The sequence below is a fragment of the Sanguibacter antarcticus genome (assembly GCF_002564005.1).
GTDB lineage: Bacteria > Actinomycetota > Actinomycetes > Actinomycetales > Cellulomonadaceae > Sanguibacter > Sanguibacter antarcticus.
Genome location: NZ_PDJG01000001.1, coordinates 909,409 through 932,064, shown reverse-complemented (window position 1 = coordinate 932,064; position 22,656 = coordinate 909,409). Strand labels below are relative to the sequence as shown.

General features: G+C 69.7%; 19 protein-coding genes. 13 read left to right on the top strand and 6 right to left on the bottom strand.

Annotated features, from left to right (window positions below; all coding sequences use genetic code 11):
• The first annotated feature begins 5 nt into the window (after positions 1 to 5).
• The 4 genes from treY to ATL42_RS04140 are packed head-to-tail and all read left to right on the top strand — an operon-like array spanning position 6 to position 6,266.
• Complete coding sequence (gene treY, locus ATL42_RS04155; protein WP_098454272.1) at positions 6 to 2,558, top strand: malto-oligosyltrehalose synthase; 2,553 nt, start codon at positions 6 to 8, stop codon at positions 2,556 to 2,558.
• Positions 2,555 to 4,420 (top strand): malto-oligosyltrehalose trehalohydrolase, encoded by a 1,866-nt coding sequence (gene treZ, locus ATL42_RS04150; protein WP_098454271.1) that lies wholly within the window; start codon positions 2,555 to 2,557, stop codon positions 4,418 to 4,420. Before treY ends, treZ begins: the two co-directional genes overlap by 4 nt.
• 55 nt (positions 4,421 to 4,475) lie before the next feature.
• Entirely contained in the window at positions 4,476 to 5,411 is a 936-nt protein-coding gene (locus ATL42_RS04145; protein ID WP_098454270.1) for a polyphosphate kinase 2 family protein, read from the top strand.
• A gap of 24 nt (positions 5,412 to 5,435) precedes the next feature.
• Positions 5,436 to 6,266 (top strand): phosphotransferase enzyme family protein, encoded by an 831-nt coding sequence (locus tag ATL42_RS04140; RefSeq protein WP_098456317.1) that lies wholly within the window; start codon positions 5,436 to 5,438, stop codon positions 6,264 to 6,266.
• A 30-nt stretch (positions 6,267 to 6,296) separates the two neighbouring features.
• Here ATL42_RS04140 and zapE read toward each other — a convergent pair whose 3' ends face one another.
• Positions 6,297 to 7,334 carry a cell division protein ZapE gene (gene zapE, locus ATL42_RS04135; RefSeq protein ID WP_245862092.1) on the bottom strand — a complete coding sequence of 346 codons (1,038 nt, stop codon included), beginning with the start codon at positions 7,332 to 7,334 and terminating at the stop codon, positions 6,297 to 6,299.
• Positions 7,335 to 7,372: 38 nt separating this feature from the next.
• Here zapE and ATL42_RS04130 point away from each other — a divergent pair, with 38 nt between their 5' ends.
• The 3 genes from ATL42_RS04130 to ATL42_RS04120 are packed head-to-tail and all read left to right on the top strand — an operon-like array spanning position 7,373 to position 9,173.
• The gene (locus tag ATL42_RS04130; RefSeq protein WP_245862090.1) at positions 7,373 to 7,858 is read left to right on the top strand and encodes a SufE family protein; all 486 of its coding nucleotides are present in this window, start codon (positions 7,373 to 7,375) and stop codon (positions 7,856 to 7,858) included.
• On the top strand, positions 7,855 to 8,682 hold the full coding sequence (locus ATL42_RS04125; RefSeq protein WP_098454268.1) for a dihydrofolate reductase family protein: 828 nt from the start codon (positions 7,855 to 7,857) through the stop codon (positions 8,680 to 8,682). The genes ATL42_RS04130 and ATL42_RS04125 overlap by 4 nt, the downstream gene beginning before the upstream one ends.
• 5 nt (positions 8,683 to 8,687) lie before the next feature.
• Positions 8,688 to 9,173: a hypothetical protein gene (locus tag ATL42_RS04120; RefSeq protein WP_098456315.1), complete on the top strand. Its 486-nt coding sequence runs from the start codon at positions 8,688 to 8,690 to the stop codon at positions 9,171 to 9,173.
• 82 nt (positions 9,174 to 9,255) lie between these two features.
• Here ATL42_RS04120 and ATL42_RS04115 read toward each other — a convergent pair whose 3' ends face one another.
• Both ATL42_RS04115 and gndA read right to left on the bottom strand, forming a co-directional pair.
• Complete coding sequence (locus tag ATL42_RS04115; protein ID WP_342748099.1) at positions 9,256 to 10,539, bottom strand: carboxylate--amine ligase; 1,284 nt, start codon at positions 10,537 to 10,539, stop codon at positions 9,256 to 9,258.
• The gene (gene gndA / locus ATL42_RS04110; RefSeq protein ID WP_098454267.1) at positions 10,536 to 11,972 is read right to left on the bottom strand and encodes an NADP-dependent phosphogluconate dehydrogenase; all 1,437 of its coding nucleotides are present in this window, start codon (positions 11,970 to 11,972) and stop codon (positions 10,536 to 10,538) included. Before gndA ends, ATL42_RS04115 begins: the two co-directional genes overlap by 4 nt.
• A 148-nt stretch (positions 11,973 to 12,120) precedes the next feature.
• Here gndA and ATL42_RS04105 point away from each other — a divergent pair, with 148 nt between their 5' ends.
• The 6 genes from ATL42_RS04105 (at position 12,121) to ATL42_RS04080 (ending at position 19,050) form a co-directional block, all read left to right on the top strand.
• Positions 12,121 to 12,744 carry a DUF3000 domain-containing protein gene (locus ATL42_RS04105; RefSeq protein WP_342748098.1) on the top strand — a complete coding sequence of 208 codons (624 nt, stop codon included), beginning with the start codon at positions 12,121 to 12,123 and terminating at the stop codon, positions 12,742 to 12,744.
• 4 nt (positions 12,745 to 12,748) lie between these two features.
• Entirely contained in the window at positions 12,749 to 14,053 is a 1,305-nt protein-coding gene (locus ATL42_RS04100) for a ribonuclease D (protein WP_098454266.1), read from the top strand.
• Positions 14,054 to 14,217: 164 nt separating this feature from the next.
• A complete protein-coding gene (locus tag ATL42_RS04095) occupies positions 14,218 to 15,471 on the top strand; it encodes a thiolase family protein (protein ID WP_098454265.1) in 1,254 nt (417 codons plus the stop codon).
• 10 nt (positions 15,472 to 15,481) lie between these two features.
• Positions 15,482 to 17,623: a 3-hydroxyacyl-CoA dehydrogenase NAD-binding domain-containing protein gene (locus ATL42_RS04090; RefSeq protein WP_098454264.1), complete on the top strand. Its 2,142-nt coding sequence runs from the start codon at positions 15,482 to 15,484 to the stop codon at positions 17,621 to 17,623.
• Between the two features lie 286 nt (positions 17,624 to 17,909).
• Positions 17,910 to 18,749: a sulfurtransferase gene (locus ATL42_RS04085; RefSeq protein ID WP_098454263.1), complete on the top strand. Its 840-nt coding sequence runs from the start codon at positions 17,910 to 17,912 to the stop codon at positions 18,747 to 18,749.
• A gap of 10 nt (positions 18,750 to 18,759) precedes the next feature.
• Entirely contained in the window at positions 18,760 to 19,050 is a 291-nt protein-coding gene (locus tag ATL42_RS04080) for a DUF1416 domain-containing protein (RefSeq protein ID WP_098454262.1), read from the top strand.
• Positions 19,051 to 19,059: 9 nt separating this feature from the next.
• Here the strand turns inward: ATL42_RS04080 and allB are convergent, their stop codons facing one another.
• From allB to ATL42_RS04065, 3 genes are all read right to left on the bottom strand, one after another.
• Positions 19,060 to 20,439: an allantoinase AllB gene (allB, locus tag ATL42_RS04075; protein WP_098454261.1), complete on the bottom strand. Its 1,380-nt coding sequence runs from the start codon at positions 20,437 to 20,439 to the stop codon at positions 19,060 to 19,062.
• A 97-nt stretch (positions 20,440 to 20,536) separates the two neighbouring features.
• Positions 20,537 to 21,361 (bottom strand): bifunctional allantoicase/(S)-ureidoglycine aminohydrolase, encoded by an 825-nt coding sequence (locus ATL42_RS04070; RefSeq protein WP_098454260.1) that lies wholly within the window; start codon positions 21,359 to 21,361, stop codon positions 20,537 to 20,539.
• Complete coding sequence (locus ATL42_RS04065) at positions 21,358 to 22,623, bottom strand: DUF6986 family protein (protein WP_098456312.1); 1,266 nt, start codon at positions 22,621 to 22,623, stop codon at positions 21,358 to 21,360. The genes ATL42_RS04070 and ATL42_RS04065 overlap by 4 nt, the downstream gene beginning before the upstream one ends.
• Between the last annotated feature and the right edge of the window lie 33 nt (positions 22,624 to 22,656).

Here is a 22,656-nt window from a genome sequence, read left to right as displayed (position 1 = left end):
CTTCGATGTCAGACCCGCAGACACCTGGACAGCCCGAGACGACGACCCAGGGCGAGCGGGTGTCCAGCCGTCGCGCTCCGTCGCCGGGCAAGGTGGTGCCCGTCTCGACGTATCGCCTGCAGCTGGGTGCGGACCTGACGTTCGACGACGTCGCTGCGCGGACGGGGTACTACGCGTCACTAGGAGTGACGCACCTGTACCTGTCACCGATCCTCGCGGCGGCGCCAGGGTCTACGCACGGCTACGACGTCGTGGACCACCTGCGGGTGAGCGACGTGCTCGGTGGGCGGGCCGGTCTCGACCGGCTCGCCGCCGTCGCGCACGAGGCCGGCCTCGGCCTCGTGCTGGACATCGTCCCCAACCACATGGCGGTCCCGACCCCCGCGTGGCACAACGCCGCGCTGTGGTCGGTACTCTCCGAAGGGCCGGAGTCACGGTTCGCGCGGTGGTTCGACGTCGACTGGTCGGGCGGCGAGGGTGCGCTCCTCATGCCCGTGCTCGGCGGTCGCATCGGCGACGTGCTCGCGTCCGGCGACCTGACGGTCGAGGTCGAGGAGATCCCTGGGTGCGACGGCGAGCAGACCGTCCTGCGGTACTTCGACCACGTGTTCCCCGTGCGGAAGGGGACGGAGTCGCTCCCCCTCGCGGAGCTCGTCGACCGCCAGTTCTACCGGATCGCCCACTGGCGGGTCGGTGACGAGGAGCTCAACTACCGACGGTTCTTCGACGTGGGCACCCTGGCAGCGATCCGGGTCGAGGACCCTGAGGTCTTCGACGAGACGCACGCACTGATCCTCGAGCTGCTCGACGAGGGCATCGTCGACGGGCTGCGCATCGATCACCCGGACGGGCTCGCCGACCCGTCGGGGTACCTCAGCCGTCTCGCAGAGAAGTCGGGCGGCGCGTGGGTGTCCGTCGAGAAGATCCTCGCGGGCGAGGAGGAGGTCCCGCGCGACTGGGAGACCGTCGGGACCACCGGCTACGAAGGGTTGTGGCGGCTCCAGTCCACGTTCGTCGAACCGACGGGCGAGTCTCGGCTGGCCAGCCTCATGCACCGGATCACCGGCGACGAGGGCGACGACCTGCCCGAGGTCGTGGAGACCTCGAAGCGAGAGATCGTCCACGGCCCTCTGTACGCCGAGGTCCACCGTCTGACCGACCTGGCGGCCGCCATCTGCCGCGACGACCCTCGTCTGCGCGACCACACCTGGCGCGCGCTCAACGAGTGCTTCGTCGAGCTCCTCGTCGCGTTCGACCGGTACCGCGCCTACGTGGTCCCTGGTGCGGACACGCGCCGGGAGTCCGTGCAGGCCATGGAAGCGGCTGCGGCTGTCGCTCGGGCCCACGTCGACGCCGTGCGCCAGGAGACGCTCGACATGCTCGTCGACCTGCTCCTGGGCAAGGAGACCGGTTCGGCCGGTCGTCGACGCGAGACACGACGCGACGAGCTCGTCATCCGTTTCCAGCAGGTGTGCGGTGCCGTCATGGCCAAGGGCGTCGAGGACACGGCGTTCTACCGCTGGATGCACCTGACGTCCCTCTGCGAGGTCGGTGGCGAGCCTGCACGCTTCGCGGTGAGCACCGACGACTGGCACGCGTTCGCAGAACGCTTTGCGACCCAGACACCACTCGCACAGACGACCGGCTCGACCCACGACACCAAGCGCAACGAAGACACACGGGCCCGGCTCGGCGTCTTGTCCGAGTTCGCCGAGGAGTGGGCGGCGCTCGTCGACGCCCTCCAGGCGCACACGGCTCCGTCGCGGAGCAGGTTGCTCGACGGGCGGACCGAGTATCTCGTGTGGCAGACGATCGCGGGCACGTGGGGCCTCGACGGACCAATCACGGCCGAGCGCCTGACGACGTACCTGCTCAAGGCGGTCCGTGAGGCGAAGACGTGGACGACGTGGACCGAGCCCGTCGAGGCGTACGAGGACGCGGTCATGAACCTTGCGCGTCGTGCGCTCGAGGACCCTGTGGTCGTCGGGCTCTTCGACGCGTGGACCGAGCGCACCGCGAGCGCTGTCCGGGCGGCGAGCCTCGGGATCAAGCTCGTCCAGCTGACGATGCCCGGGGTGGCGGACGTCTACCAGGGCACGGAGCTGTTCCGCCCGACGCTGGTCGATCCTGACAACCGTCAGCCGATCGACGCCGACGACCTCGTCGAGCGGCTCGGGCGTCTCGATGCCGGGAGCAACCCTCGGGACCTCTCCGAGGAGAAGCTGCTCGTCACCGCTGCGGCCTTGCGGGTCCGCCGCTCCTACCCCGGGGCGTTCATCGGTCCGGACGCCGGGTACCGGCCGCTCGCAGCCTCGTCCGGATGCGTCCTGACGTTCGCGCGGACCGAGGGGGACGGCCCACGGGTCGTCACGCTCGCGACGCGGGGTGCCGGGAGCCTGCAGCGGCTCGGCGGCTGGCGGGAGCACACGGTGACGCTGCCTGAGGGACGATGGCGGGACGTGCTCACCGACCGTGTGCTCGACGGCGGTCACCAGCAGATCGCCCCGCTGCTCGAGACCTACCCTGTCGCCCTCCTCATCCCGGAGACCGAGTCATGACTGCTGCCGAGAACCTCTCGGGTACGCGCGCGGCCGTCACGGCTGCCCTCGGTGTCTGGGCACCTCGCGCGGACCGCGTCGAGCTCGTGCTCCCACCCGCTGGAGGTGCCGAGGACGTACCCCGCACGGACACGGTGGAGGACCGGGTCGAGATGGCCCGCGACGTCGCGCTCGGAGACGGCTGGTGGTCGGTGCCGACCGCGCGCGCAGAGCCCCTCGCCGACGATGCTCTGTACGCCTTCAGCATCGACGGCGGACCGGCACGACCAGATCCTCGTAGCCCGCGCCAACCGTTCGGTGTCCACGGTCCGAGCCAGCGTTTTGACGCCACGGTGCACGACTGGGACGACGACGCATGGCCTGGGGTGAGCGTCCTGGGTTCGGTCGTCTACGAGCTGCACGTGGGCACGTTCACCGCCGAGGGGACGTTCGACTCCGCGATCGCCCGGCTGGGGTACCTCGCCGACCTCGGGGTGGACCTCGTCGAGGTCATGCCTGTCGCCGCGTTCGACGGCCGCCACGGCTGGGGCTATGACGGTGTGGACCTCTTCGCGGTCCACGAACCGTACGGAGGCCCGGCCGCGTTCCAGCGCTTCGTCGACGCGGCGCACGGCCACGGGCTCGGCGTGGTGCTCGACGTCGTCTACAACCACCTCGGACCGACGGGGAACTACACCTCGACGTTCGGGCCGTACTTCAGCGACGACCACCACACGCCGTGGGGCCAGGGCATCAACCTCGACGGAGCGGGATCGTCGGAGGTCCGCCGCTGGATCATCGACAACGCCCTACGGTGGATGCGGGACTTCCACGTCGACGCGCTCCGCCTCGATGCCGTGCACGCTCTCGTCGACGACTCGACGCCGCACATCCTCGCCGAGCTCTCCGACGCGGTCGAGGCCCTCTCCCACGAGCTGGGGCGTCCGCTGAGCCTCGTCGCGGAGTCGGACGAGAACGATCCGCGCACCGTCACGCCGACGGCTGCCGGCGGACGCGGCATGACCGCCCAGTGGGCCGACGACGTGCACCACGCGGTGCACGCGCTGCTCACAGGTGAGCGGCACGGCTACTACGTCGACTTCGGACCCGTCGCCGTCCTGCGCAAGGCCCTCGTGGGAGCGTTCGTCCACGACGGCGACCACTCGACGTTCCGCGGGAAGGCCTGGGGGCACCCTGTGCCGCGCGACACCGACGGGCACCGCTTCGTCGCGTTCGCGTCGGACCACGACCAGGTAGGCAACCGTGCGCGCGGCGACCGCCCGTCGGACACCCTCGACGCCGGCGGGCTGGCGATGGCTGCAGCCCTCGTCCTCACGTCGCCGTTCACCCCGATGATCTTCATGGGTGAGGAGTGGGGTGCGTCGACCGACTGGCGATTCTTCGCCGACTTCACCGACGCGGACCTCGCCCGAGCCGTGAGCGAAGGACGCGCCCGCGAGTTCTCGGGTCACGGGTGGAGCGAGATGTACGGGGACGGTTTCGTCGTCCCCGACCCGCAGGACCCAGCCACCAGGGATGCGAGCGTCCTGGACTGGGACGAGCTGGACCGGGGCGAGCACGCTCGCCTGCTCGCCTGGTACCGCACACTCATCGACCTTCGTCGATCCGAGCCCGACATCGCATCGGGACGGCTCGATGCGACCCAGGTCGACGGAGACGACGACTCCCCCGTCCTCGAGGTGCTCCGTGGTGGGGTCCGCGTGCTGCTCAACCGCGGGCACGACACCTCGGTCGTGCCCGTGACGACCGGCTCGGTGCTCCTCGCCGGGTGGAACGGTGCACGGCTCGACGCGCACCTCGATTCCCCGCCACGCCTGCACCTGCCGCCCCGCACGGTGGCAGTCGTCCGAGGCGCGAGCTAGACCGCACCGTACGCACGCTCGACCCGCATCCATCTCGATCACCGTCGGAGGCAGCATGTCGAAGTCCAAGCACTCGAAGAAGTCCAAGCACACGAAAAAGTCCACGAGCTCGAAGAAGACGACGAGCCCGAAGAAGGTGAAGAGCCCCGACGGCTGGGACGCGTCACCGACCGAGGTGCTGCGGGTCGGGCCAGGATTCTCCATCGACGACTTCGACCGCGCCTCGACGCCCGGATGGTCGGACGGCAAGAAGAAGGCCGAGGACACCCTCGCGAGCTACGGAAAGCGGCTCTCCGAGCTCCAGGAACGACTGTTCGCCGAAGGACGCTCGGGCGGCTCACGGTCCGTGCTCCTCGTCCTGCAAGGCATGGACACCGCCGGCAAGGGCGGGATCGTGCGCCACGTGGTCGGGCTCGTCGACCCTCAAGGCGTCCAGCACCGCTCCTTCGGCGCGCCGACCGAAGAAGAGCTCGCTCAGAACTACCTGTGGCGGATCCGCCGCGCCCTGCCAGAGCCCGGCTACCTCGGGGTGTTCGACCGCTCGCACTACGAGGACGTGCTCATCGTCCGTGTGCACGATCTCGTCCCCGAAGACGTGTGGTCGGGCAGGTACGACGAGATCAACGCCTTCGAGGCGGAGATCGCTGCCGCCGGCACGACCATCATCAAGGTGGCCATGTTCGTCTCGCTCGACGAGCAGAAGGCTCGCCTCACCGAGCGCCTCGATCGCCCTGACAAGTACTGGAAGTTCAACCCGGGCGACATCGACGAGCGCCTGGAGTGGCCCCGGTACCAGGAGGCCTACCAGGCGATCCTCGACAAGACGAGCACCGAGGTCGCCCCGTGGCACGTCATCCCTGCCGACCACAAGTGGTACGCACGGCTGGCGGTCTCCCGCCTGCTGCTCGACGCCCTGGAGGGGCTCGACCTCGGCTGGCCCGCGGCAGACTTCGACGTCGAGCACGAACGCCTCCGGCTCGCCGAGAGCTGATCCCTCCCTGTGAAAGACTGCGCCGTGCCCTCCACCGCAGATGCAGCTCCGACGAACGCGCCGCCCTCGACCTGTCCCGCGACCGAAGAGGTCCTCGAGGGCGGCGGCGTCACGCGTGTCAGCCGCGTCGGTGACACCGTCAGGCGGCCCGTGCGCTCGTGGACGCCCGCCGTGCACGAGCTGCTGCACCACCTGCGCGAGGACGGCTTCGACGGAGCCCCGCGAGCGCTCGGTCTCGACGAGCACGGACGCGAGATCCTCGACTACGTGCCCGGCGAGGTGGGCAACTACCCGTTGTCTGCGCAGGTCCGCAGCGAGTCCGCGCTCGTCTCGGCGGGGCGCCTCCTGCGCCGGTTCCACGACGCCACCACGAGCGCCCTTCCTCGCGGCCTCGAGGGATGGCAGCTCGGCTCGCTCGACCCCGTAGAAGTTCTCTGCCACGGCGACTTCGCGCCCTACAACTGCGTCTTCCGCGACGGCGAGGCGGTCGCGATCATCGACTTCGACACCGTGCGTCCCGGGCCTCGTTCGTGGGACCTCGCCTACGCGCTCTACCGGTTCGCGCCCTTGACCCGACCGGAGAACGGGGACGGGTTCGGCAGCACGAGCGACCAGGCGAGTCGCGCCCGGCAGCTGCTCGACGCGTACGGTGCCACCGCGGAGCAGCGAGCCGCCACGGTCGCGATGCTCGTGCCGCGGCTGCAGTCCCTCGTGGACTTCATGCAGGCTGCCGCGGACGCAGGGGACGCAGGATTCGCCCGGCACATCGCCGACGGCCACGCCGACCTCTACCTCCACGACATCGCCTACATCGATGCCCACGCTGACGTGTGGCACCGGGTCGTCGTCGACTGACCGTCCCAGCGCACCAGGCGCCGTCCGCGCTCAGACGGCCTGCTCGACCAGCTCCCGGCCGTCTGCGGCGAGCGACCCGAGCCGGGACAGCGCCCGGTAGTACTTCTTGCGGTAGCCGCCTGCGCGCATCTCGTCGCTGAACAGGTCTGCCTCGCCCGAGCCTCCGAGAAGCACGGGCACGTCGCGGTCGTAGAGCCGGTCGACGAGGACCACGAGGCGCAGGGCCGCGGACTGGTCGCTCACGGGGTGCACACCGGTGAGCCCGAGGAGCGTCACCGTGTCGAGCAACGCACCGTAGCGGCTCGGGTGGACGTGCGAGAGGTGGCTCAGGAGCTCGTCGAAGTCGTCGATCAGGGCACCCGGACGGCCACGGACCGCGTCTGCCACGGCCGAGTCCGAGACGCTCGAGGCTCCGGCGACGAGAGTGCGGTGCCGGTAGTCCTCGCCGTCGACCCGCAGCACCTCGAAGCGTGCTGACATCGCCTGGATCTCCCGGAGGAAGTCATCGGCGGCGAAGCGTCCCTCTCCAAGAGAGTCCGGGAGCGTGTTGGACGTCGCGGCGAGCGAGATCCCGCGGTCGGCGAGCTCGCGCAAGAGACGAGACATGAGGACGGTGTCCCCCGGGTCGTCGAGCTCGAACTCGTCGATGCACACGAGCCGCTTCGTCGAGAGCGCCTCGACCGTCTTGGCGAACCCGAGCGCTCCGACGAGGTTGGTGTACTCGACGAAGGTGCCGTAGGCGCTCGCCTCGGTACCGACCGCGTGCGCGAGCGAGGCGAGCAGGTGCGTCTTGCCGACGCCGAAGCCGCCGTCGAGATAGATCGCGACCTGAGAGCCCGACCGCGCGCCGACGAGCCGCTTGAGCCACCCGGTGGACGACGCCGAGAGCCCGGCAGCCACCTCGACGAGGCGGTCGACGGTCGCCTGCTGGCTCGGGTGGACGGGATCGGCACGATAGGAACCGAAGGAGGCAGCCGCGAAGTGGCGCGGCGGCACGAGGTCTGCCAGGAGCCGCTCGACAGGGACGTTCGGGCGGACGTCGGTCAGGTGCGGCAGGGAGACAGTCACGACGGACAAGCCTACTGGCGAACCTCTAGGCTGGTGCTGTGTCGATCACCACGTCTGCTTCGTCTCAGCCCGCCGCCGACCTGCCCGCCGCGCTGGCCGGTCTCGTCGAGGAGCTCCGTGCGCTCGCGCCCGCTCAGCGGCTCGAGATGCTCGTCGAGATGGGAGCCTCGGTCGCCGAGGTTCCCGAGCCCTATGCGTCGGACACGTCGCTCATGGAGCGCGTCCAGGAGTGCCAGTCCCCCGTGTTCGTCGCCGCTGAGGTCGCGCCCGTCGCCCCGCACGCGGTGACGGTCCACTACTCAGCCCCCGACGAGGCGCCGACGACGCGAGGGTTCGCCGGGATCCTCACAGAAGGTCTCGCCGACCTTGACGCTGGCGCTGTACTGGCTGTGCCCAGCGACCTCCCGGTCCGGCTCGGCTTCGGCGGTCTCATCAGCCCGCTGCGCCTGGCCGGGATGTCGTCGATGCTCGGACGGGTCCAGCGCCAGGTCCGCGACGCGGTCGCTGCGGTGCCTGCCCCATGACAGCAGGCACGTTCCCAGATGTCGACGTGCTCTTCTCGTCCAGCGACCTGGCCGGTGCGCCGACCGGCTCTCGGCTGCCACACGCACCGGACGAGCCAACCCTGTGCGCCCTGTACGCGCACCCGCCCGCGCCGACAGGACGGAGCGCGTTCGTCCGAGCATCGATGATCTCGACGATCGACGGTGCGTCCTGGGGTGCGGACGAACGCTCCGGGTCGATCAACAGCCAGGCCGACTACCGGGTCTTTCGCGTGCTGCGGGCCCTGTCGGACATCGTCCTCGTCGGTGCAGGTACTGCACGGGCCGAGGGATACCCGCCGCTGACTGTGCCGCGCGGGCTGGCCGGTGCACGCGCCGCGGCCGGCCGGTCGCCCCGCCTGCCGACTGCCGTCGTCACGCGCGGCGGGCACCTGCCCGAGTCGATGACCGGCACCGGCTCCGACGAGCACCCGTACGTCGTCACGTCCGAGCTCGGGCGCACGAGGCTGCCTACGACCGTCCCAGCGGACCGGGTCGTCGTGTGCGGAGACGACCAGGTCGACCTCGGCGCAGCACTCGAGGGCCTCGCCGAGCGAGGCTTCACCCGAGTGCTCTGCGAGGGCGGTCCTACGCTCCTCGGAAGCATGCTCGAGGCCGACCTCGTCGACGACCTCTGCCTGACGACGAGCCCGCACGTCCTCGGAGGCGACGCAGCACGGCCCGTCGTGAACGCGGACGGGTTCACCGGTCGCCCCCAGGCCCGCCTCGGCCACCTGCTCCACGCAGACGGCGTCCTCCTCGCACGGTGGGTCATCCGACAAACTACGCCCGCGCCGGTAGTGTGAACGATGTGACCGAGACCATCCTTGTCCTGACCGAAGACACTCTCGACGACTTCGACGTGCAGCACATCGTCGGACTGCACCCGGGCGAAGAGCTCGACTACCGTGTGCTCGTACCTGCCGACACTGAACGCAGCCTCTTGGGCTCGCTGTTCAACCACCTCGCGTCCGGACAGTTCAAGCAGGCGTGGGACGACGCGACGGCGGGCGAGCCGACCGAGCGGGACGCCCGTGCCGAGGCGAGCGAACAGCTGGCGCTGAGCATCGCCGAGTTCCAGACGGTCGGGTGCGCGGCCTCGGGTGTCGTCGTCGAGGATGACCCGCTGCCGGCCTTGCGCAACGCCGTCGCCGTCGGGGGCGTCCGCGAGATCATCGTCGTGACGTACCCGCACGCGCTGGAGGACACCTTCCGCCGCGACTGGGCCTCGCGTGCGCGCGACGAGCTCCACGTCCCCGTCCTCCACATGTACACCCGGACGAGCGAGATCGGCTGAGCCGAGCCGCACCTGATCGTGCCTCGACGACGCGAGCCCGGCAGCCGATGATCCGGCTGCCGGGCTCGTGCGGTCTCGTGCGTCAGAAGCCCGTGGTCGTCAGGCGCGGGTAGTGCGTCCGGAACTTGCGCACCTGGTTGAGGAGCGCGAGCGACACGTACGTGCGCCGCTTGACGGAGGCGTCCTCGCTGTAGCGCAGCGGGTGGACCACCTTCCCGGACTTCATGAGGCCAACGACCATCGCGCGCAGCGCAGGGTCGACGACGTACCGCAGGAGCAACCTGTTCGGCAGGATCGAGTAGAGGATCTCGTTGTCGACGACGACAGGCTTCACCGACCGTCCGTAGACCCTGTCCTCGACGAGAAACCTCATGGGGTTCGCACCGGCTGCGGTGAGGTAGTAGTTGTTCCGCCCGATGCGCGGGTTCACCTCAAAGAACCGGAACGACCCGTCACGCGGGTCCACCTTGACGTCGAAGTTCGCGAACCCGACGTAGCCGGTCGCGACGAGGAACTCCCGCGCCTGCTCGAGCATGTCGTCGAACCGCCGGGTGACCATCGCCGCCGGGTTGCCGAGCCCGGTGGGCGTGTGCTCCTCGAGGAGCACGTGCGCCGAGCACAGGAGGGTGATCTCCCCACGGGAGTCCACGTACGAGGTGATGGACCGCATCTGGGTGTCGTCGCCCGGGATGAGCTCCTGGACGACGAACCTGCCCCGGAAACCGGCTGCCTGCAACGAGACCCACAGGTCGTCGAGCTCCGCCTGGGTCGCGATCTCGAAGACCTTCTTCTTGCCCTCGAACTCGACGTCCTGGTAGTCGGCGCTGCTCGCTGCCTTGGCGATGAGCGGGAACCCGACGTCGACGGGCACGGGTGCCCATCCAGACTCGGCGGCACCGGCGAAGTCCTGGACGATCGTCCGGGGCACGCTGATCCCGAGCGTGTCGCAGATCTCCGCGAAGGTCGCCTTGTCGGAGATGCGGTCGAGGATCTCCTCGGAGAGGAAAGGCACGACGAAGTGCTTCTCGAGCTCGACGCGATTCTGGACGATGACGCGGACGAGCCAGTCGGAGTTCGCCAAGAGGACGAGACGCCGGCCAGGGTTCTTGCTGGCGACCTCGAGCGCACGGTCGACGAGCTGACGAGGGTCGTGGCTGTCGTCGACGAGCGAGTTCTCGATGATGGACGAGTCAGCGACGGCCCCGACAGCGATGCCGCTGATGACGATGGACCGGACCCCGTACTCCTCGTGGAACGCGCGTGCGAGCGCGTAGACCCCGATGTCGGCGCCGAGGAGGACCGGGAGGATGTCCTCGTGCTTCACGGCCTCCGGGCTCGCTCCCTGCTGGTGAGCGCTCAGCGTCACTGGGCAGTCTCCGTGCGGTCGAGGGACCACTCGGTGTGGAACACACCGGGCTTGTCCACGCGCTGGTAGGTGTGCGCACCGAAGAAGTCTCGCTGCGCCTGGATGAGCGCGGCCGGCAGACGCTCGGCGCGCACCCCGTCGTAGTACGCGAGCGACGACGAGAAGGCCGGCGTGGGCACACCGTTGAGGGCGGCGGAGGAGACGACGCGGCGCCAGGCCGAGACGCCGTTGCCGACCGACTCGGTGAAGTGCGGGTCCGCGAGCAGCAGCGAGAGGTTCTCGTCACGCTCGTAGGCCTCGGTGATGCGGTTGAGGAAGCGCGCACGGATGATGCAGCCACCCCGCCAGATGCGCGCCATGGCGCCGCGGTCGATGTTCCAGCCGAACTCCTCCGAGGCGGCAGCGATCTGGTCGAACCCCTGGGAGTAGGCGACCACCTTCGAGGAGTACAGGGCGAGCCGCACGTCCTCGATGAATGCGTCACGGTCTTCGACGGCCCATGTGCCGGCCTCGGCACGAAGAACTCCGCGAGCCGCGGTGCGCTGGGGGGTTGACCCGGACAGGGCTCGCGCGAAGGTCGCCTCGGCGATGCCCGTGATGGGGACCCCGAGATCGAGACCGTTCTGCACGGTCCACCGGCCGGTGCCCTTCTGCTCTGCCTGGTCGAGGATGATGTCGACGAACGCGGAGCCGGTCTCGGCGTCGACGTGCTGGAGGAGGTCTGCCGTGATCTCGATGAGGAACGACTCGAGGTCGCCGGTGTTCCACTCGGCGAAGATCTGGCCGATCTCGGCTGCCGTGGCGCCGAGGCCCTGCTTAAGGAGGTCGTACGCCTCCGCGATGAGCTGCATGTCGGCATACTCGATGCCGTTGTGCACCATCTTGACGAAGTGCCCGGCCCCGTCGGGACCCACGTAGGTGCAGCAGGGGACGCCGTCGACCTTCGCTGAGATGTCCTCGAGGATCGGGCCGAGCGTCACGTAGGACTCCTCGGAGCCACCGGGCATGATGCTCGGGCCGTTGAGTGCGCCTTCTTCACCGCCGGAGACGCCGGTCCCGACGAAGTGGAGACCGAGTCCCCGGAGCCGCTCTTCACGCCGACGGGTGTCGGGGAAGTGCGCGTTACCTGCGTCGATGATGATGTCGCCCTCGTCGAGAAGAGGGATGAGCTCGTCGATGACCGCGTCCGTCGGGCCACCTGCCTTGACCATGATGACAACCTTGCGAGGCTGCTCGATCGAGGCCACGAAGTCCGCCATGCTCTCCGACGCGACGAACGTGCCGTCGTCACCGTGATCAGCGACGAGAGACTCCGTCTTCGCGAACGACCGGTTGTGCACAGCGACCGTGTAGCCGTGCCGTGCAAAGTTCCGGGCGAGGTTGCGGCCCATGACAGCCAGACCGGTCACACCGATCTGTGCAGGTGCAGACATATGCAGGTTCTCCTTGATCGCCGAGCGGCTCGCCGACGGTGGCGTGGACGAGCGCAGTACGGGACCCAGAATAGTGCGAGTGTCTCGAAACGTACTGGTCCGCGCGGCGGTCCGCTCAGATGCCGGACCGCGGCCGTAGTCTGCACTGGTGATCACGGCCGACCAGACAGACGTCCCCGAGGGCTTCCTCAGCGCGCTGCGTTCCCTGCGTGCAGCACGGGTGCGACCCGAGGTCCAGCTGACCGAGGTGCCGGCACCCCGCAAGATCGCTCCGTTCTCGGCAGCGCTCAACGGTGAGATGGTCTCCCCCGAGCTCGAACGATCGGGCCACAGCGCCTCAGGCCGCTTCATCGTGCTCCACGACCCGGCAGGTCAGGACGTCTGGGAGGGCACGTACCGCTTGGTGACGCTCGTCCGTGCGACGCTCGATCCCGAGATGGGAGCAGACCCGTTGCTCGCCGAGGTCGCGTGGTCGTGGCTCGAGGAGTCCTTCATGCTCTCCGGTGCGCGCGCGCACGCACAGGGGGGCACGGTGACCCGGGTGGTCTCGGAGAGTTTCGGGGCGCTGAGCATGCGCGAACCAGAGACCGAGATCGAGATCCGCGCCTCGTGGACCCCTCCGGAGCCATCGCCTCGCGGCGGCGTACCGTTCGACCTCGGACCGCACCTCGCGGCCTGGTCAGGTCTCCTGTGCATGACGACGGGCCTGCCCACCTATCCGGACGGCGTCACGCCGTTCCCGTCGCACCGCGTTCCGCGGGGAGTGTCCTGAACTGATGCCGTCCACACCTGACACCACGTCCACCAGCGTTCCCGAGGAGACGGTGCCCGGACCGCCGGACCCCGACGACGCCACCGAGCAGACCGAGGCGCCTGCTCTCGAGATCACGCTCCTCACCGAGCCCGCCGACGGTGTCCCGGACGTCCTCACGACGAACGCCGAGCTGGCCCGCGCCGTCCGTCAGCTCTCCGCGGGGACCGGCCCGGTCGCCGTCGACGCCGAACGCGCGTCGGGCTATCGCTACGGGCAGCGGACCTACCTCGTCCAGCTGCGACGCGAAGGAACCGGCACGGTGCTCATCGATCCGGTCCCTCTGCCCGACCTCTCCACAGTCTCCGACGCCCTCGAAGGCGTCGAGTGGATCTTCCACGCAGCGTCCCAAGACCTACCTGGTCTCGCGGAGCAGAACCTGCACGCGTCACGGGTCTTCGACACCGAGCTCGGCGCACGGCTCCTCGGGCTCGACCGGGTGGGGCTCGCGGCGGTCGTCGCAGAACTGCTCGGGCTCGGTCTCGCCAAGGAGCACTCCGCGGTGGACTGGTCGACCCGGCCGCTGCCCGACGAGTGGTTGCGCTATGCGGCGCTCGACGTCGAGGTCCTCATCGAGCTGCGCAACATCATGGCTGCCCGGCTCGAGGCCGCAGGAAAGCTCGGGTGGGCCGAGCAAGAGTTCGAGGCCGTTCGCACCATGGCCCCGCCTGCACCGCGGGTCGACCCGTGGCGCAGGGTGCACGGTGTCCACGGTCTGCGCGACCGTCGGATGCTCGCTGTCGTCCGTGAGCTGTGGATCGCCCGCGACCGTCTCGGGCAGTCGCGGGACATCGCGCCCGGACGCGTCCTGCCGGACCGTGCGATCATCGCTGCGGCGACCGCGCTGCCACGGTCTGTCGGCGAGCTGACACGGGTCCATGCGTTCGGCGGTCCAGCGACCCGGCGACGTGCGGCACTGTGGCAACGCGCGATCGACATCGCGCTCGCCCTCCCGGAGAGCGAGCTCCCGGACACCAAGGGCCCGCGCACAGACGCACCCCCGCCGCCCAAGGTGTGGGCCGACCGCGACCCCGACGCGGCAGCGCGCCTCGCGTACGCGCGCGCAGGGATGGCCCGGCTGTCGGAGGCACACTCAGTTCCGCTGGAGAACCTTCTCCAGCCAGACCTGCTCCGACGGGTCTGCTGGCGCCCGCCCGCCGAGACGACTCTCGCGGCGGTCGAAGAACGGTTGCGCGAGGGCGGCGCGCGCGCGTGGCAGGTCGAGCTCACAGCAGGCCTCCTCTTCGAAGCCCTGGGCGAGCACGCCTGAGCGAGCGCGCTACCACATCGACGGCGGACCACCCCCGGACCTGAGCCCTTGCACACCTGAAGACAACGCTCTGTGCTTTTTACTGAAACTGCCGGTAGCCTGTAACTCGGCCCGACGGGCCCACCCGCATCCCGGACACAGTCGTCCTTCAGTCAGGAGTCTTCATGCCCGCTCCCGCCCACCGTCCCGTGGTACGCGACGTCGTCTTCGTCGAAGGGGTGAGGACCCCGTTCGGCAAGGCCCGCCCCGACGGCCTCTACGCCGCGACGCGCGCAGACGACCTCGCCGTCAAGACCGTCCGAGAGCTTCTCCGGCGCCGCCCCGAGCTCCCCGCCGAACGGATCGACGAGGTCGCCATCGCCGCGACGACGCAGTCCGGCGACCAGGGCCTCACTCTCGGACGCTCGGTCGCCGTGCTCGCGGGGCTCCCCAAGTCCGTCCCTGGGTTCGCCATCGACCGCATGTGCGCCGGTGCGATGACCGCGGTCACGACGACCGCCTCCGCGATCGGCTTCGGCCAGCAGGACGTCACCCTCGCCGGCGGCGTCGAGCACATGGGCCACCACCCGATGGGCTTCGACGCCGATCCGAACCCTCGGTTCGTCTCGGAGAAGCTCGTCGACTCCACGGCGCTGGTCATGGGCGCGACCGCGGAGAACCTCCACGACCGGTTCCCGCACCTGACGAAGGAGCGCGCCGACGCCTACGGCGTCGCGAGCCAGGCGAAGTATGCCGCTGCGGTCGCAGCAGGCCAGATCTCCCCCGACCTCGTCCCGATCGCGGTCCGGTCCGACGCCGGATGGGGTCTGGCGACCGCGGACGAGCTGGCCCGCCCAGGCACCTCGATGGCCGACATCGCCAACCTCAAGACGCCGTTCCGACCGGGCGGCCGCATCACCGCGGGGAACGCCTCTCCGCTCACCGACGGAGCGTCGATGTGCCTGCTCGCGGCAGGTGACGTGGTCGACGAGCTCGGGCTCCCCGCCCGCATGCGCCTCGTCTCGTTCGCCTACGCGGGCGTCGACCCGGAGATCATGGGCTACGGCCCCATCCCCTCGACCGAGCGTGCGCTGGCGAACGCAGGTCTGACGATCGACGACATCGGGCTCTTCGAGATCAACGAGGCCTTCGCCGTCCAGGTCCTCACGTTCCTCGACCACTTCGGGCTCTCGGACGACGACTCCCGCGTCAACAGGTACGGCGGGGCCATCGCTGTCGGGCACCCGCTCGCCTCGTCCGGCGTGCGCCTCATGACGCAGCTCGCCCGCCAGTTCGAGGAGAACCCGGACGTGCGCTACGGCCTCACGACCATGTGCGTCGGGCTCGGCATGGGCGGCACCGTCGTCTGGGAGAACCCGCACCACGCGGACTACTCCGGGCACACGACCACGCACGCGTCCACGACGACCGAGAACTGAGGGGAAGCACATGTCTGACACGACGGCAGGACAGCAGGACCCGACCACCTCGTCCGCGAGCGCGGAGCGCGTGACCCATTCGTACGTCCGGGACGTCGCCCTCCCGGGAGGCACGGGCACGCTCGCGCTCGTCACGCTCGACAACGGGCTCGACCACACCAAACCGACGACCTTCGGTCAGCAGGGGCTCGCTGAGCTCACGCTCACGCTCACGGAGGTGTCGCGCCGTGCCGCGGCAGGAGAGATCGTCGCGGCCGCTGTCACCGGGAAGCCGTACTTCTTCGTGGCCGGCGCCGATCTGACGAGCGCGAAGGAGCTGGCCGGCGCCGATGCTGCGAAGCACCTCGCATCGTCGGGGCACGATGCGTACCGCCTGCTCACCGAGATGAGCGTCCCGACGTTCGGGTTCATCAACGGTGTCGCGCTCGGTGGTGGGCTGGAGATCGCGCTGAGCTGTGCGTACCGGACGATCTCGAGCGACGTTCCCGCGGTCGGGCTGCCGGAGACGGCTCTCGGTCTCGTCCCTGGGTGGGGCGGGTGCTACCACCTCCCACGGATCGTGGGGCTGGAGAAGGCGCTCGAGGTCATCGTCGCTCGTCCTGCGGCGAACAAGCCGTACAAGGCTGCTGAGGCGTTCTCGATCGGGATCGCCGACGCGCTCTTCGACGCGGCCGACTTCCTCGAGCAGTCGATCGTCTGGGCTGCCGCGGTGGTGCGCGGCGAGGTGAGCGTGACCCGTCCGGAGCGTGAGTCGCAGCAGGTGTGGGACGGCACGCTGGCGGTCGCGCGCGAGCGCCTGGACGCGGTGGTCCACGGTGCTCGTCCGGCGCCGTACCGGGCGCTCGACGTCCTGGCTGCTGTCCGGGACGACGACCTCGACGCGGGGTTCGCCGCAGAGGAGGACGCGCTGACGGCGCTCCTGCTCACCGACGAGCTCCGGGCGAGCATCTATGCCTTCGAAGCAGTGAACAAGGGCAAGCGCCCGACGGGTGCCCCCGACCCGAGGTCGGCCCGACCGGTGACGTGCGTGGGCATCGTCGGGGCGGGCCTCATGGCTGCTCAGCTCGCGCTGCTGTTCGCGCAGCGGCTCGGCGTCCCCGTGATCATGCGTGACCTCGACGAGGAGCGTGTGGGCAAGGGGCTCGACTTCGTGCGCGCCACGGTGGACAAGCTCGTCGCGACGAAGCGGATGTCGAGCGACACCGCTGCGACGGTCCTCGGCTCCGTGACCGGCACGACCGAGATCGGCGACCTCGCCTCGTGTGACTTCGTCATCGAGGCCGTGACCGAGGTGCTCAGCCTCAAGAAGCGTGTGTTTGCTGAGCTCGAGGGGGTCGTCTCGGCCGAGACCGTCCTGGCGACGAACACGTCTGCCCTCTCGGTGACGACGATGGCTGCCGACCTCGCGCACCCCGAGCGCGTGGTGGGCCTGCACTTCTTCAACCCGGTCGCCCAGATGCCTCTCGTCGAGGTGGTCCAGGCCGAGAAGACGTCGACCGAGGCTCTGGCGACGGCGTTCGCTGTCGCGAAGACGCTCCGCAAGACGGCTGTCCTCGTCGCCGACCGCCCAGGCTTCGTCGTCAACCGGCTCCTGGTCCTGCTCATGGGCGAGATCGTGGGTGCAGTCGAGCGCGGGACGCCGGTGGAGGTCGCGGACCGCGCCCTGCGTCCGCTCGGGCTGCCGATGGGGCCGTTCGCCCTGTTCGCTCTCGTGGGACCAGCTGTCGGGCTGCACGTCCTCACGTCGTTGCGCGACGAGCTCGGCGACCGGTTCCCGGTTTCTCCCGGGCTGGAGAAGATCGTCGCGGACGGCACCCCGGTCGTCTTGCCGGCGCCTGCGCGCGGCGTCCCCGCGGACGTCGACCCCGCTCTGCAGGAGGTCTTCGACTCGGTCGCGCAGGAGCGCTCCGCTCCGCTCGACGAGGCCGGCGTGCTGGATCTGGTCCTCACGTCTCTCGCTCGCGAGGTGGGCCTCATGCTCGACGAAGGCGTGGTCGCCGGACCGACGCAGATCGACCTCTGCATGATCCTCGGTGCGGGCTGGCCGTTCAGCGCAGGTGGCATCACGCCGTACCTCGACCGGACCGGATACTCCGACAAGGTCCTGGGGCGGACGCTCCTTCCTGACGGCGTGGCGAACGTCCCCGCCTGACGTTCTCGTCCTGGTCGTCCCGCCGCTGGCCCCGTGCGCACCGTGCACGGGGCCAGCGGCGTCTCGAGCCTCGGGTGCGCCGGACGAGCCCACCCTGGTCTTGCATGCTGAGACATCGGACGGGAAAGCGTGCGCGATAACCGTCAAACAGGCACATCCCACCCGCGACAGTCTCATCCTGTGACATTCATCGCAGACCTCCGACCGAGGTCCATTACGGTCGCAGACACCACACGTGACGAGCGCGCTCGAGCGCTCCGGACCTACCTCGCTGAGGAGCGCACACATGGCACGCAACGACGTCCTCGTCTCGGCCGACTGGGCCGAAGCACACCTCCACACTCCTGGCCTCGTCTTCGTCGAGGTCGACGAGGACACGAGCGCCTACGACACAGGTCACCTCGACGGTGCGATCAAGCTGGACTGGAAGCTCGATCTCCAGGACCCGGTCCGCCGCGACTTCGTCGACAAAGAGCAGTTCGAGGCGCTCCTGTCCGCCAAGGGCATCAGCAACGACGACACGGTCGTGCTCTACGGCGGCAACAACAACTGGTTCGCCGCCTACGCCTTCTGGTACTTCACGCTCTACGGCCACCAGAGCGTCAAGCTCGTCGACGGCGGTCGCAAGAAGTGGGAGCTGGAGTCTCGCCCCCTGAGCGACACCGTCGTCACCCGCCCCAGCACGACCTACGTGGCGCAGGACCAGGACCTGTCGATCCGGGCCTTCCGTGACGAGGTCGTGGCCTCGATCGGTCAGAAGAACCTCGTCGACGTCCGTTCACCCGACGAGTTCTCCGGCAAGATCCTCGCCCCGGCGCACCTTCCGCAGGAGCACGCCCAGCGCGCCGGTCACGTGCCCTCGGCGATCAACATCCCATGGAGCAAGGCGGCGAACGACGACGGTACGTTCAAGTCGGACGAGGAGCTCGCAGCCATCTATGGTGCTGCGGGCCTCGACACGACCAAGCCCACCATCGCCTACTGCCGTATCGGCGAGCGGTCGAGCCACAGCTGGTTCGTCCTGTCCGAGCTGCTCGGGCAGCCGGACGTGAAGAACTACGACGGCTCGTGGGTCGAGTACGGCTCCCTCGTGGGTGTGCCGATCGAGCTCGAGACCGCGAAGTGATGGTCACGCGATGAGCTGCGCTGCACCTGACCAGAACCTGCCCGCCGCCGCGGCGCCCGGCGCCACCCTCATCGAGGGCACCGTCAGCATATCCGGCGAGCCTGTGGGCGGGGCCTACGTCCGCCTGCACGACGCCACCGGCGAGTTCACCGCAGAGGTCGTGGCCAGCACCTCAGGTCGATTCCGGTTCTATGCCGCACCCGGCACGTGGGAGGTACGCGTCCTGTCCCCGCGCGGCAACGCCCGCCAGGAGGTCACCGCCGAGGTCGGGGTGACCACGACCGAGCTCGTCCTCGGGTAGCTCCCGCCATCACTCACGCCGAGGTCCTCGGCGCACCAGACGTCCCGTCGGCTCGACGAAGTCGACGGGACGTCCGTGAAGGTAGGTCGTGCGCACTACCCCGGTGAGGTGCCGGCCCGCATACGGCGTGATCGGGTTCTTGTGGTGCAGGCGCGCCACGTCCACGACCAGCACCTCGTCGGCAGCGAACACCGCGAGATCTGCGTCGTACCCCACGGCGAGGTGCCCTTTGCCCTCGAGCCGTGCGATCTCTGCCGGACGCGTCGACATCCACCGGACGACCCTCTCGAGCGGCAGACCGCGAGCGCGCGCTTCCGTCCACACGAGCGCCAGGCCCAGCTGCAACGACGAGACCCCGCCCCAGGCGACGGCGAAGTCTCCGTTCTCGAGGTCCTTGAGATCGAGGGTGCTCGGCGAGTGGTCAGAGACGATGCAGTCGATCGTCCCGTCCTCGAGCCCCTGCCACAGGAGGTCGCGGTTCGCAGCCTCACGGATGGGCGGGCAGCACTTGAACGCTGTTCCACCGTCGGGGACCTCCTCCGCGACGAGCGTCAGGTAGTGCGGGCACGTCTCCACGGTGAGCGCCACGCCGTCCCGCTTCGCGGTGACGATCATCGGCAGGGCGTCAGACGACGAGAGGTGGAGCACGTGCGCACGGGCCCCGGTGCGCCGCGCGCTCTCGATGACGTGGGCGATCGCCACGTTCTCGGCCCCACGGGGGCGCGACGCGAGGAAGTCCGCGTAGCGTCGCCCGTCGGGGGCGGGAGCGTCGTCGATCGTGTGCGGGTCTTCGGCGTGGACGAGCAGCAGGGAGTCCGTCGCAGCGATCTCGACGAGGTCGCGCTCCATCTCGTCGACGTCCAGGTGGGGGAACTCGTCGACCCCGGAGTGGACGAGGAAGCACTTGAACCCGAACACCCCGGCGTCGTGCAACGGACGCAGGTCCGGGGTGTTCCCCGGCACCGCTCCTCCCCAGAAGCCGACGTCGACGAACGACTGGTGCGCCGCAGCACGACGCTTCACGTCGAGCGCCTCGACGCTGACGGTCGGCGGGACGGAGTTGAGCGGCATGTCGACGATGGTCGTCACCCCGCCGGCAGCGGCCGCGCGGGTCGCTGACGCGAACCCTTCCCACTCGGTTCGCCCCGGCTCGTTGACGTGCACATGGGTGTCGACCAGCCCGGGCAGGAGGGTCTCGTCGGCGGCGAGATCGATGGTCTCGCGCCCACGCAGGCCTGTACCGAGCGGCTCGACCGCCACGATGATCCCGTCGCGGACGCCCACCTCGCACGGACGGATGCCGCTCGGGGTGAGGACCCGCTCGCCGCGCAGGACGAGGTCGCACAGCGAGGCGGTGTCGCGGCAGGGCTCGTCAACGGTCTCAGGCATGTGGTCGGTCCTCGCTCGTCGTCATCAGCTGCACATGAGCCGCGATAGTACAGCTGGCACGTTTCAGGAGATCGGCGGCGCGGGTGACGCCGTGCGCTCAGCGCGTCGTGAGCCGGACCTGCCGGTTGACGTCTTTGTAGAGCAGGTAGCGGAACGGGCCCGGACCTCCCGCGTAGCAGGCCTGGGGGCAGAACGCCCGCAGCCACATGAAGTCGCCTGCTTGGACCTCGACCCAGTCGTCGTTGAGGCGGTAGACCGCCTTGCCCTCGAGGACGTAGAGCCCGTGCTCCATGACGTGCGTCTCGGCGAACGGGATGGTGCCGCCCGGCTGGAAGGTCACGATGTTCACGTGCATGTCGTGGGCCAGGTCGTCGGGGTCGACGAACCGCGTCGTGGCCCACGCGCCGTCGGTGTCCGGCATCTCTCGTGGGGCCACGTCCTGGTCCCGGGTGACGAAGGCCGTCGCGCGGTATCCGGCGAGCGGCTCGTACTCCTTGCGCACCCACTGAAAGCTCACCGGCTCGGTACCCGTGTTCGCGACCGTCCACGTGGCGCCCGCAGGCACGTACGCGTACCCGCCTGCCTCCATGACATGGCTCTCGCCCTCGAGGACGAGGTCGAGCGCACCAGACAGGACGAACACGACCGACTCGACGGCTGCCTCCTCCTCAGGGTGGTCGCTGCCTCCTCCAGGTGCTACCTCGACGGAGTACTGCGCGAACGTCGTCGCGAACCCGGCGATCGGACGCGCGAGGACCCAGGCACGCGTCTTGGTCCACCCAGGGAGGTTGCTCGTGACGATGTCTCGCAGGACGCCGCGCGGGATGACGGTGTAGGCCTCGGTGACGATCGCGCGGTCCGTGAGGAGCTCGGCCTGGGTGGGCAGGCCGCCGGCGGGTGCGTAGTAGGACGGTGTCGTCATGGTGTGCTGCTCCTCTGGGTGGATGGACCGTCTGTGCCGGTCGACGCGCCGCGCGGACGCACGGGGAACGCCAGCGCGTCGAGCGCGTCAGGGCTGAGCCCGCACCGTGCAGTGACCTCGGCTGCGTCGAGAGCGCCGCAGGACAGTCCCCTCGTGACGAAGCGGGCGAGCGCCCGGGCCGTCGCGGGCTCGTCCATGACTCCGCCAGACCGAGAGCTGACGTAGCTGTCCAGGCGCCGGGCAGCGGGTGCGAAGCCGGAGCGGAAGAACGCGTAGGTCGCGATGAACCGCGTGACGAGCTGGGCCGGGTGCAGGTCCCACCCCTGGTAGAACCCCGCGCTCAGGGAGCGCTGGACGAGACGGGCGTGCAGGCGCCACGCGGCCTCGATCTCGTCTGGAGAGCCGACCGGGACGATGTTCGTCGAGCCGTCGGACAGGTGCACGCCCGTCCCTGCGACCGCGACCTGCATCGCCTGCTTCGCGTGGTCGGCTGCCGGGTGGTCCATCGCCTGGTGCTGCGCTGCGATCCCGAGCGAGGCGCTGTAGTCGTACGTCCCGTAGTGCAGCGACGACACCCGGCCCGGTGCCCGGTGCAGAGCGCGCGCCACCGGGACGGTGCCGTCCGCACCCAGGACGAGCTGAGGCGTCTCCACCTGGATCTCGAAGCGCAACCGGCCCGCAGGCAGGCCGTGCGCGGCCTCCAGCTGTTCGCAGACCCGGACCATCGCGTCGACCTGGTCGACCGTCGTGACCTTCGCGAGCGTGAGGACGAGACCGTCTGGGAGCCCGCCTGCGTCGACGAGTCCCGAGACGACGAGGTCGAGGGTGCGCAGGCCACGAGCACGCGTGGGCGCTTCGAGGCACTTGAAGCGGATACCGAGGAAGGGCGGGGCGGTGCCGTCCGCGACCGTGGTGGCGATGTGACGGACCACCGCGAGGGCGTCCTCGTCCTCTGCTGCGTCACCCCGGTCGCCATAACCGTCCTCGAAGTCGAGGCGCAGGTCCTCGATCGGCTCGGCCTCGAGCTTGGCCTGCACCCGTGGGGCGACCTCCGCGACGAGCGCGTCGTCGTCGAGGATGGCCGCGGCGAGCCCCGCAGGACCACCGACGTAGGACGTCGCGGCGAGAGCCCGCTCGCCCCACTCCCGCGCGAGCGTCGGCGTGCACGCGTCCGCAGGCACGTACACCGTGTGGACAGGCTGACGCGAGGACCGCTCACCGGGATACGCCGTCTCGAGGAGCGTGTCGGTGCTCCGCAGCATCGAGTCGACCTCGCCCAGGTCGGCTGCGGTGAG

Bases quoted from the DNA above. Each gene is read 5' to 3' on its own strand.
- treY (WP_098454272.1), top strand. From the start codon at position 6: ATGTCAGACCCGCAGACACCTGGACAGCCCGAGACGACGACCCAGGGC.
- treZ (WP_098454271.1), top strand. From the start codon at position 2,555: ATGACTGCTGCCGAGAACCTCTCGGGTACGCGCGCGGCCGTCACGGCT.
- ATL42_RS04145 (WP_098454270.1), top strand. From the start codon at position 4,476: ATGTCGAAGTCCAAGCACTCGAAGAAGTCCAAGCACACGAAAAAGTCC.
- ATL42_RS04125 (WP_098454268.1), top strand. From the start codon at position 7,855: ATGACAGCAGGCACGTTCCCAGATGTCGACGTGCTCTTCTCGTCCAGC.
- gndA (WP_098454267.1), bottom strand. From the start codon at position 11,972: ATGTCTGCACCTGCACAGATCGGTGTGACCGGTCTGGCTGTCATGGGC.
- ATL42_RS04100 (WP_098454266.1), top strand. From the start codon at position 12,749: ATGCCGTCCACACCTGACACCACGTCCACCAGCGTTCCCGAGGAGACG.
- ATL42_RS04095 (WP_098454265.1), top strand. From the start codon at position 14,218: ATGCCCGCTCCCGCCCACCGTCCCGTGGTACGCGACGTCGTCTTCGTC.
- ATL42_RS04090 (WP_098454264.1), top strand. From the start codon at position 15,482: ATGTCTGACACGACGGCAGGACAGCAGGACCCGACCACCTCGTCCGCG.
- ATL42_RS04085 (WP_098454263.1), top strand. From the start codon at position 17,910: ATGGCACGCAACGACGTCCTCGTCTCGGCCGACTGGGCCGAAGCACAC.
- ATL42_RS04080 (WP_098454262.1), top strand. From the start codon at position 18,760: ATGAGCTGCGCTGCACCTGACCAGAACCTGCCCGCCGCCGCGGCGCCC.
- allB (WP_098454261.1), bottom strand. From the start codon at position 20,439: ATGCCTGAGACCGTTGACGAGCCCTGCCGCGACACCGCCTCGCTGTGC.
- ATL42_RS04070 (WP_098454260.1), bottom strand. From the start codon at position 21,361: ATGACGACACCGTCCTACTACGCACCCGCCGGCGGCCTGCCCACCCAG.
- ATL42_RS04065 (WP_098456312.1), bottom strand. From the start codon at position 22,623: ATGCTGCGGAGCACCGACACGCTCCTCGAGACGGCGTATCCCGGTGAG.